Raw genomic sequence first — 248 nt, 5'->3', positions numbered from 1 at the left:
TTCTACATGTGGGTGTTTGAGGAATTCCAGATCTGGTTCAGCAACCGCAATACCGTCTGGCGGCTGACCAACCGTGCGCTCTATATCAACGCCCCCGATACAGCAGAGCCGCTGGTCCTGCCGTTGACCGACATCCGGTCGATCGGGAAACTGTCCTTGTGGTCGATCAGCCTTGGCCTGCCCGACGGCCAGCGGATCACCTTGCCGCTGGTGCCGAACCGGGCAGAGACCAAGGCCCGCCTTGCCCA

At 61.3% G+C, this 248-nt stretch carries 1 pseudogene; it reads left to right on the top strand.

Annotated elements, in window-relative coordinates:
* Positions 1–248: pseudogene (locus tag B3849_RS10275) on the top strand (hypothetical protein); the annotation flags it as partial.

Origin of the sequence: Sulfitobacter sp. UBA4523 (genome assembly GCF_002388305.1) — a bacterium.
In the GTDB taxonomy this organism is placed as follows: Bacteria; Pseudomonadota; Alphaproteobacteria; order Rhodobacterales; family Rhodobacteraceae; genus Sulfitobacter; species Sulfitobacter pontiacus.
Note: the sequence above shows the minus strand (reverse complement) of the source record. Positions and strands in the feature narration are given on the sequence as shown.